The following is an 8,833-nucleotide window of genomic DNA, read 5'->3' as shown; positions in this document are numbered from 1 at the left end:
CTTTTAAAGGTTTCGATGATCCCATGTCCGCCATGCGCGACATCATCAATCACTTCAAAGATGTTGGCACAGACGCGCCACCCTATGGTTTTGAGGTGCCGACAAAAAACGCACAGGTACTGCATTTCGTGGCGGGACCGAAACATGGACAACACGTCGAGATCACGGGCGTCGAGCTGCGGGCGATTCCCTCCGGCACTGAAACGGACGCAAACGAGACGCAATCCGATAAGACGCGCGCACCAAGCATGGAGGCGCAGAATCAGAGTTCACCGCCCCCAAGGAACGCCATGAGTGACCAAGACACGGCGTCTAATACAGCGGCTGACATACACAAAGATACAGAGCCATCTAAACTTCAGAATCGCCGTACCGCGTTGTCTGACAACGATCTCAAGCTCCTGCGTTTGGCAGAACGCGCGATACGTCGCCCCTCAAACAGTGATGAGGATCCGGTCTCAAACATCGCCAACCTTGGCCCGTCATCCATCGACCCGAGAGTGACAGAAGATTCGGTTGCACGCCTGCTGAGCACCGCACAACGCGAAATGGAAGACAACAACAGTGCGCGCCGCCGCAACTCGATACGCCATATCAAAGCCGCTGTTGCGGTCACGCGGTCCGAAGCCAACACAGAAGCTTCTGACAATGCCACGTGCAGCGATGCCCCTCGCAAGAGCCCCCCGCTGATTCTAGAGGCAAAACACAACATTTCCGCCGCGGATTCCCCCACCACGCGTCGGCACAACAACGCCCCCGCAGCGCACAAAGATTTGGATGTGGCAGGCGGAGGTCGAAAAGCCAACTTCTCAGGCTTCGCCGCGGCGATGGACGCAAAAACTATTGATGACACCGTCGAGGCCGCCGCCGCCTATTTGCGGTTCGTTGAGGGACGCAGCAGTGTTGCCAGCACTGAGATTATTAAATTGGCCAGCATGGTTTTACCCGACACGCTGCCGCGTGAAAAATTCCTCAGCGCATTGGGAAAACTGGTGCGCATCGGTCACCTGAACCGACGCGATGACGGTCAGTTCTGTGTAGCCGACACAAGCCGCTTTCGGCCCAAGGACAGTCGATAGACCGCACAAAAGCACTGACAAAAAAACAAAAAGGCCGCCCAATGTGGACGGCCCTTTTGTTGTCTAAATCACAAGCGAGCTAACGCACGGCGTTAGTCGTGATCTTTTGGCTCATCACTGTCAGCTTGACCAATACCCATGAAAACAGATTTCAAAGGAATCGCCCAAATCACACCCAAACCAACGTAAATCGCAAGCTCCACCAAGATCGAAGGCCGCTCAAACAGGCTCACAATCTTGACGCACAGCGCGATATACACTGGCAGTCCGACCACCAGCACCAAAAGTGCGACGCGTCTACGTGCTTTGTACGACAGAGCCATTTGTGATCAGCCCCCGCCTATCAATCTTCGAACGGGTCAGTGACAAGAATGGTGTCTTCGCGCTCAGGCGAGGTGGACAACATCGCCACCGGACAACCGATCAATTCTTCTACACGGCGAACGTATTTCACAGCATTGGCAGGCAGATCATTCCATGACCGCGCACCTTCTGTGGATTCAGACCAGCCAGGCATCTCTTCATAGATTGGCTTGCAGCGCGCTTGTTGATCCGCAGCTGTTGGCAAGTAATCCAACTCTTTGCCGTCCAATTCGTAGCCAACACAGATTTTCAATGTTTCAAAGCCGTCCAAAACATCAAGCTTTGTGAAAGAAATCCCGTTCACGCCAGAGGTCGCACAGGTTTGACGCACAAGCACGGCATCGAACCAACCACAGCGACGCTGACGGCCAGTGTTGGTGCCAAATTCGTGACCGCGTTCGCCCAAACGTTGGCCGTCCGCATCCTGCAACTCAGCAGGGAACGGGCCTTCGCCAACGCGTGTTGTGTAGGCTTTAACGATGCCGAGCACATAATCAATCGCGCCTGGTCCCATGCCAACACCCGTCGCGGCTTGGCCTGCGATCACGTTGGATGACGTCACAAACGGGTATGTCCCGAAATCGATGTCCAACAGCGCGCCTTGCGCGCCTTCAAACAAGATACGCTTGCCTGCCTTGCGCTTTTCGTTGAGCACTTTCCACACAGGTGCGGCGTATTGCAAAACGGTTGGTGCGATATCTTTAAGCTGCTGGATCAACGCTTCGCGATCGACAGGCGCAATGCCCAGACCTTTGCGAAGAGGATCGTGATGCTGCAACGCGCGATCTACGCGGGCAATCAATGTGGTTTCATCAGCCAAATCAGCGACGCGTACAGAACGGCGGCCAACTTTATCTTCGTAAGCTGGCCCAATGCCGCGACCGGTTGTACCGATCTTGGTGCCTTTGGACGCAGCTTCTTCACGCGCACGATCAAGTTCGCCGTGAATAGGCAAGATCAGTGGAGTGTTTTCCGCAATCATCAAGTTGTCGGGGGAAATATCCACGCCCTGACCTTGAATAGATTCGATCTCTTTCGCCAAGTGCCATGGATCAAGCACAACGCCGTTGCCGATCACTGACAGTTTTCCGCCGCGCACAACGCCAGATGGCAGTGCTGCAAGCTTGTAAACTTTCCCATCGATAACGAGCGTATGACCCGCATTATGACCGCCTTGAAAACGTGCAATTACATCTGCACGCTCAGAGAGCCAGTCCACAATCTTGCCTTTACCCTCGTCACCCCATTGGGCGCCGACCACGACGACGTTTGCCATATCCTAATTCCTCTGGATTGGATGAAACCCGCGTCGGTATAGCGACAGGGGCGCGGCGATGAAACCTCAAAACGGCATTTCAAACATCTTAGACCCAAATGATTTACATAAATGACGTAAATCAACGCCCGATTTCAGCCGAACACGAATAGATCCATTCCATATTGTGAAGGCCAGACCCTTTTTGCCCTGCCCGATTCCGATAGACTTTAGGATGTAGTGGCTCCGCGCCCTGTAATTTGCGGGTCGCACCGATAAGGTAAATCAGCCCCCCTGCATGTTGCGTTCTATCGCGTGGTCTGCGCAGATTTGTTTGTCGCAGCGGAACGGACTGCGCCAGATTGGCATCACCAAGCCCTCGATCACCAACAAAATTCAAAACTTTACGTTCATTTGCCTTTGGGCAGACCGAAGGGGTTGCGCGCCCTGCGCATATTTCCTAAATACCCGCATCGAACTCATCCGAAGGCCTATTCCATGGAAAACGTCATCCTTATCGTCCACCTGATTCTCGCGCTGTGCTTGATCGGTATTGTGCTGCTTCAGCGCTCCGAAGGTGGTGGCCTTGGCATGGGCGGCGGCGGTGGCGGCGACGTCATGAGCGGCCGTGCAGCGGCATCTGCGTTGACCAAGCTGACTTGGATCTTTGCGATTGCGTTCATTTGTACATCCATCGCCTTGACTGTATTGGCGCGTCGCGAAGCGGCCAGCGCATCAGTTGTTGATGGGGTTGTGCTTGAAGAGGGTGCGCCAGCGACACCAAGCTTGCCAGATGCAAGCACATTGTTGCCGCCACCCACTGCGGATGCACCACTTGCACCGCCACGCGCAGAATAAACAAACTTAACGATATCTAGAGCATAGCGGGATTCGTCTCGCAATATGTTGCGGCTTGGTTGTGCGGGACGACCGAATCTGTTATTCCATAAATCCCGTGAACATGGCGTTTTTTGACGCCATGCCTCAACTTGATTTTGACCACTCACGGGAGCCTCACCTTATATGGCACGTTACGTTTTCATCACCGGCGGTGTTGTTTCCTCACTCGGCAAAGGCCTTGCGTCTGCCGCACTTGGCGCATTGCTTCAGGCACGTGGATATTCGGTGCGCTTGCGCAAGCTCGACCCTTACCTCAACGTTGATCCCGGCACGATGAGCCCGTTTGAACACGGCGAAGTGTTTGTCACTGACGACGGCGCTGAGACTGACTTGGACCTTGGTCACTACGAACGTTTCACGGGCGTTGCAGCACGTAATACAGATTCGATTTCATCGGGTCGCGTGTACACCAACGTGTTGGAAAAAGAGCGTCGCGGCGACTACTTGGGTAAAACCATTCAGGTGATTCCGCATGTAACCAACGAAATCAAAGACTTCATCGACATTGGCGATGACGAAGTTGATTTCATGCTCTGCGAAATCGGCGGCACAGTCGGCGACATCGAAGGCTTGCCGTTCTTTGAAGCCATCCGCCAATTCGCCCAAGACAAGCCACGCGGTCAGTGTATTTTCATGCACTTGACGCTTTTGCCTTACATCACGGCTTCTGGCGAATTGAAAACAAAACCAACACAGCACTCTGTCAAAGAGCTGCGCACCATCGGTTTGCAGCCAAACGTTTTGGTTTGTCGCTCTGAGCACCCGATCCCAGAAAAAGAGCGCGAGAAAATCGCTTTGTTCTGTAACGTGCGCAAAGAAGACGTGATTGCAGCGCCTGATTTGAAATCCATCTATGAGGCACCATTGGCCTACCACCGCGAAGGTTTGGACCAAGCTGTGCTCGACGCTTTTGGCATTGCCCCTGCCCCGAAACCAGACCTTACCGTTTGGCACGACGTGGCGGACCGCGTGTTCAACCCTGAAGGCGAGGTTAAAGTCGCCATCGTTGGTAAATACGTTCAACTCGAAGACGCGTATAAATCCATCGCCGAAGCGCTGACACATGGTGGCATGGCCAACCGCGTGAAGGTTAAGGTCGAATGGGTCGACGCCGAATTGTTCGAACGCGAAGATCCTGCGCCCTACCTTGAAGGGTTCCACGCGATCTTGGTCCCTGGTGGCTTTGGCGAACGCGGCACCGAAGGTAAAATCAAAGCGGCGCAATTCGCCCGCGAACGCAAAATTCCATACTTGGGCATCTGTCTAGGAATGCAAATGGCTGTTATTGAAGCTGCGCGCAACTTAGCGGGCATCGATGCTGCGGGTTCGGAAGAATTCGATCACGAAGCGGGCAAACAGCGGTTCGAACCGGTTGTGTACCACCTAAAAGAATGGATCCAAGGCAACCACAAAGTGCGCCGCAAATCCACCGATGACAAAGGCGGCACCATGCGTTTGGGCGCCTACACCGCGACTTTGGCGGAAGGCTCACGCGTTGCCGAAGCTTACGGCGCAACGGAAATCGAAGAACGTCACCGTCACCGCTACGAAGTTGACACCAAGTACCGTGAGCAGCTTGAAGCCTGTGGTTTGCAATTTTCCGGCATGTCCCCTGATGGACGCCTGCCAGAAATCGTCGAGATCAAAGATCACCCTTGGTACATCGGCGTTCAGTTCCACCCTGAACTGAAATCCAAACCCTTCGCACCTGCGCCGTTGTTCAAAGACTTCATTCGCGCGGCGAAAGACAATTCGCGTTTGGTCTAAGACATTTACGAGACAACAGATAAAAAAGGCGCCTTTCGGGGCGCCTTTTGTTTGTTCGCGGATCGGGCTCGCTTAGTCGTCGGGCTGCGGAAAGGAATGCAAAGCCTCGGCCAAATCGCGCGCCATATCGCCCTCTTGCGACAGGCCTGCAACCAAGCCTGCGCGATTTTTGGGCGATGCATTCTGCTCAAGCTTCCAACGTCCCTCGAACTTTGACACTTCCATTCGCAAGCCCACGATGCCGCGTTTGAGCGCTGCAACATAGGCCACAGGCGCATCCGAAACGGCCCACGGCTCTGCACGACCTGCTTCGTTTTTGTCTGTCAATTCATTGAGATGCGTGTGCAACCAATCGCCATCACTGATCGCTTGCAGCGCGCCATGGGCGTGGACCACGATGTAATTCCATGTGGGCACAACTTTGCCATCATCATTTTTGGATGGGTACAATCCGCCAGCGACATAGGCATGCGGGCCTTGGAACATGAACATAGACGTGCCTTGGCCCGCGATTTTCCAATGCGGGTTGGCGCGCGCGCAATGGGCCTCAATCGCGAAACCTGTGTCTGTCTGTTTGACCACCACAGGCAAATAGGTCGTCTCGAATGCACCATCCACAAAGGTGACCAAAGCGCCAAAGCCAATTTGATCGATTGCGCCGCTGAGCACATTGGGATCGTCAATTGCAGAGTTTTTTGGACGATACATAGCAAAGCCTTCTTGATTGGTTTGCCCATGCATAACATGCCGACCGCAAAACCCCAGAGCAGAGTGCCCCATACTGCGCCAAAAGCAACAATTCGCTGTCAAAGCTTAGGCGCGCAAATCCTTGGGGCTTTCCATCACGATATAGGACGTAATCGCATGTACCTGTGGCAGAACCCCCAAAACATCGGTGTGAAAGGTTTTGTAGCTGCCAAGGTCAGCGGTTTCGACCCGTAGGATATATTCAAATGCGCCGGTGACATTGTGGCATTCTTTGACCTCTGGCGCGCGCGCGATCGCGCGTTCAAAGGCTTCTTGCGACGCTTTTGTATGCTCGGACAGACCAACGGTGATGTAGGCACAAAACCCTTGCCCGACCTGAGAGCGATCGATCACGGCACGGTAGCCTTTGATCACGCCACTGCGTTCCAAGTCCGCGACACGCCTTGAGGTGGCCGAAGGCGACAAGCCAATTTGATCGGCCAATTGCAAATTCGTCAGGCGTCCGTCGCGCTCAAGGGTTCGCAATATCTTTTCGTCAATATGATCCATAATCGACATATATTGCACATTATTTGAATATGAAAGCAATTTTGCAATCAATACCCTCATATATGTGCGTATGTTTGCGAAATGGATATGACACTTTTCTTCGCCCTGTTGGGCTTTGCCTTCGTCGCCTCGGGAACCCCTGGGCCAAACAACCTGATGCTATTGGCCTCTGGTGCAAACTTTGGACTAAAGCGCACGCTGCCCCATATGTTTGGGATCTCGCTGGGCCATTCGTTCATGGTGTTTGTGATTGGCCTTGGATTGGCGCAGGCGTTTCAACGTTTGCCGTTACTCCAAACGACTATGATCCTCGTTTCTATGACCTACATGCTGTGGCTGGCTTGGAAAATTGCCCATTCGGCCCCACCCAAACAAGGCGAAGCGGCAGGGAAACCGTTTACGTTTTTGCAAGCCGCAGCCTTTCAATGGGTGAACCCAAAGGCAGTCATCATGGCGATCAGTGCGCAGACGAATTACGCACTGGGCGAAACGTGGATGGCGGCGCTTTTGGTTGGTGTCGGCTTTATGATGGTGAACTTTCCTGCAATTTTCCTCTGGGCGTGGATGGGGACTGAGTTGCGTCGTTTCTTAAGCAACCCGCGTCGACTGACGATCTTCAACTGGTCAATGGCGTTGTTGCTTATCGCCTCGATGGTGCCTGTCCTGTTTCATTAAGAAACTGTCATATTGCTGTGATTTAAGGCAGGCTTGAACCGTAAGCGCAGGGCACAAGAACAAGGATCACGCGGCATGACATTTGACAAAGACGCACAGGATTGGCTCGAGGCGGAACTCGCAGACTCACTGGATGAAGAATTCGAGCTTGAGCTTGAAGACGCGCTTTTATCTCAGGAAATCAAAAAGATATATCAAAAGGCCCACCCTGATGCCTTGACGCGCGGTGAGTATTTCAAAGACCTGTTGCGCCTGCAAGCCGAGTTGATCCGCTTGCAAGATTGGGTCCAACACACGGGCGAAAAGATCGTTGTTCTGTTTGAAGGTCGCGATTCTGCGGGCAAAGGTGGCGTGATCAAACGCATCACCCAGCGACTTAACCCGCGTATCGTGCGCACCGTAGCCCTGCCCGCGCCGTCGGATCGCGAAAAAACCCAATGGTATTTCCAACGCTACGTGCCGCACCTGCCAGCAGCGGGCGAGATCGTGTTGTTTGACAGGTCTTGGTACAACCGCTCTGGCGTCGAACGCGTGATGGGCTTTGCCGAGGAAGATCAAATTGAACAGTTCTTCCAAGACGTTCCCGAATTTGAACGCATGCTAGTACGCTCTGGCATCAAGGTGGTGAAATATTGGTTCTCTGTCACCGACGAAGAGCAACAAATGCGGTTTTTGATGCGCATCCATGACCCGATGAAGCAATGGAAACTGTCGCCAATGGATTTGCAGTCACGCGTCCGTTGGGAGCAATACACAAAGGCCAAGGAAGACACTTTTGCGCGCACCAATATTCCAGAGGCCCCATGGTATATCGTTGAAGGCAATGACAAAAAGCGGGCGCGCTTAAACTGTATCGACCATCTTTTGTCCCTGTTTCCTTATGTGGATGTGCCGCACGAAGACATTAATCTGCCTGAACGCGTCTACAACAAAGACTATGAACGCGCGGTGTTGCCGCCCGAACTGTATGTGCCGTCAAAATATTGATCGTGCTGTGCTAACCATCATTTGATGGCGCGCGGGTTTTCCTTTGCGCCGTCACACTCTATGTAGATGACATGTTTGCAGATTTTCTAAACCGCCTCATTCAACCCGCACCCCAACGCCTGACAGGGGACGACGCCAACCTTGCACTTGCTGCTTTGTTGGTTCGGGTTGCCCGTGCCGATGGCTATTATGATCCAGCGGAAGCTGCACGGATCGCGGCGGTTTTGCAAAACAGATATAATTTGGATGAAAGTGCAGCGCTGGCTTTGCGCAAAGAGGCCGAATCCCTAGAAGCCGAAGCCCCCGATACCGTGCGGTTCACCCGCGCGATCAAAGAGGCCGTGCCGTTTGAAGAGCGGATTGGCGTGATCGAAAGCCTGTGGTCCGTGGTTTTGGCCGACGGGCAACGTGACCACGCAGAAGACACAGTCTTGCGGCTGGTTTCGAACCTGTTGGGCGTGAGCGACACGCAAAGTGCTATGGCCCGCCAACGTGTTGCCGAGCAATCCAGCTAACTGCTAGCACACCAAACTTTTCTGGCCAAATTGCT

At 53.5% G+C, this 8,833-nt stretch carries 10 protein-coding genes; 6 read left to right on the top strand and 4 right to left on the bottom strand.

Features of this window, described 5'->3' with window-relative positions:
• A partial coding sequence (locus tag ABF287_RS13270) for a hypothetical protein (RefSeq protein WP_347185485.1) occupies positions 1 to 1,079 on the top strand: 1,079 nt, incomplete at its 5' end.
• 92 nt (positions 1,080 to 1,171) lie between these two features.
• On the opposite strand, the gene ABF287_RS13265 is transcribed toward ABF287_RS13270, so the two are convergent.
• Together ABF287_RS13265 and ABF287_RS13260 are read right to left on the bottom strand one after the other, a co-directional pair.
• Positions 1,172 to 1,402 (bottom strand): DUF2842 domain-containing protein, encoded by a 231-nt coding sequence (locus ABF287_RS13265; RefSeq protein ID WP_347185484.1) that lies wholly within the window; start codon positions 1,400 to 1,402, stop codon positions 1,172 to 1,174.
• A gap of 20 nt (positions 1,403 to 1,422) precedes the next feature.
• Positions 1,423 to 2,718: an adenylosuccinate synthase gene (locus ABF287_RS13260; protein ID WP_347185483.1), complete on the bottom strand. Its 1,296-nt coding sequence runs from the start codon at positions 2,716 to 2,718 to the stop codon at positions 1,423 to 1,425.
• Between the two features lie 477 nt (positions 2,719 to 3,195).
• Here ABF287_RS13260 and secG point away from each other — a divergent pair, with 477 nt between their 5' ends.
• A complete protein-coding gene (gene secG / locus ABF287_RS13255; RefSeq protein ID WP_347185482.1) occupies positions 3,196 to 3,555 on the top strand; it encodes a preprotein translocase subunit SecG in 360 nt (119 codons plus the stop codon).
• 165 nt (positions 3,556 to 3,720) lie between these two features.
• The gene (locus ABF287_RS13250) at positions 3,721 to 5,364 is read left to right on the top strand and encodes a CTP synthase (RefSeq protein ID WP_347185481.1); all 1,644 of its coding nucleotides are present in this window, start codon (positions 3,721 to 3,723) and stop codon (positions 5,362 to 5,364) included.
• 72 nt (positions 5,365 to 5,436) lie between these two features.
• Here ABF287_RS13250 and ABF287_RS13245 read toward each other — a convergent pair whose 3' ends face one another.
• Complete coding sequence (locus tag ABF287_RS13245; RefSeq protein ID WP_347185480.1) at positions 5,437 to 6,072, bottom strand: FMN-binding negative transcriptional regulator; 636 nt, start codon at positions 6,070 to 6,072, stop codon at positions 5,437 to 5,439.
• A 105-nt stretch (positions 6,073 to 6,177) separates the two neighbouring features.
• On the bottom strand, positions 6,178 to 6,630 hold the full coding sequence (locus tag ABF287_RS13240) for an Lrp/AsnC family transcriptional regulator (RefSeq protein ID WP_347185479.1): 453 nt from the start codon (positions 6,628 to 6,630) through the stop codon (positions 6,178 to 6,180).
• A gap of 78 nt (positions 6,631 to 6,708) precedes the next feature.
• Between ABF287_RS13240 and ABF287_RS13235 the strand changes: the two genes are divergently transcribed.
• The 3 genes from ABF287_RS13235 (at position 6,709) to ABF287_RS13225 (ending at position 8,798) form a co-directional block, all read left to right on the top strand.
• Entirely contained in the window at positions 6,709 to 7,296 is a 588-nt protein-coding gene (locus ABF287_RS13235; RefSeq protein ID WP_347185478.1) for a LysE family translocator, read from the top strand.
• 75 nt (positions 7,297 to 7,371) lie between these two features.
• Positions 7,372 to 8,283 (top strand): polyphosphate kinase 2, encoded by a 912-nt coding sequence (gene ppk2 / locus ABF287_RS13230; RefSeq protein ID WP_347185477.1) that lies wholly within the window; start codon positions 7,372 to 7,374, stop codon positions 8,281 to 8,283.
• A 71-nt stretch (positions 8,284 to 8,354) separates the two neighbouring features.
• Positions 8,355 to 8,798 (top strand): TerB family tellurite resistance protein, encoded by a 444-nt coding sequence (locus ABF287_RS13225; protein ID WP_347185476.1) that lies wholly within the window; start codon positions 8,355 to 8,357, stop codon positions 8,796 to 8,798.
• Positions 8,799 to 8,833: the final 35 nt, after the last annotated feature.

The organism is Pacificibacter sp., assembly GCF_039769035.1.
GTDB lineage: Bacteria > Pseudomonadota > Alphaproteobacteria > Rhodobacterales > Rhodobacteraceae > Celeribacter.
This window is presented reverse-complemented; position numbering and strand designations above follow the sequence as displayed.

Excerpts from the sequence above, each read along its gene's own strand:
- ABF287_RS13260 (WP_347185483.1), bottom strand. The coding sequence starts at position 2,718 with ATGGCAAACGTCGTCGTGGTCGGCGCCCAATGGGGTGACGAGGGTAAA.
- ABF287_RS13250 (WP_347185481.1), top strand. The coding sequence starts at position 3,721 with ATGGCACGTTACGTTTTCATCACCGGCGGTGTTGTTTCCTCACTCGGC.
- ABF287_RS13265 (WP_347185484.1), bottom strand. The coding sequence starts at position 1,402 with ATGGCTCTGTCGTACAAAGCACGTAGACGCGTCGCACTTTTGGTGCTG.
- ABF287_RS13240 (WP_347185479.1), bottom strand. The coding sequence starts at position 6,630 with ATGTCGATTATGGATCATATTGACGAAAAGATATTGCGAACCCTTGAG.
- ABF287_RS13245 (WP_347185480.1), bottom strand. The coding sequence starts at position 6,072 with ATGTATCGTCCAAAAAACTCTGCAATTGACGATCCCAATGTGCTCAGC.
- ABF287_RS13235 (WP_347185478.1), top strand. The coding sequence starts at position 6,709 with ATGACACTTTTCTTCGCCCTGTTGGGCTTTGCCTTCGTCGCCTCGGGA.
- ppk2 (WP_347185477.1), top strand. The coding sequence starts at position 7,372 with ATGACATTTGACAAAGACGCACAGGATTGGCTCGAGGCGGAACTCGCA.
- secG (WP_347185482.1), top strand. The coding sequence starts at position 3,196 with ATGGAAAACGTCATCCTTATCGTCCACCTGATTCTCGCGCTGTGCTTG.
- ABF287_RS13225 (WP_347185476.1), top strand. The coding sequence starts at position 8,355 with ATGTTTGCAGATTTTCTAAACCGCCTCATTCAACCCGCACCCCAACGC.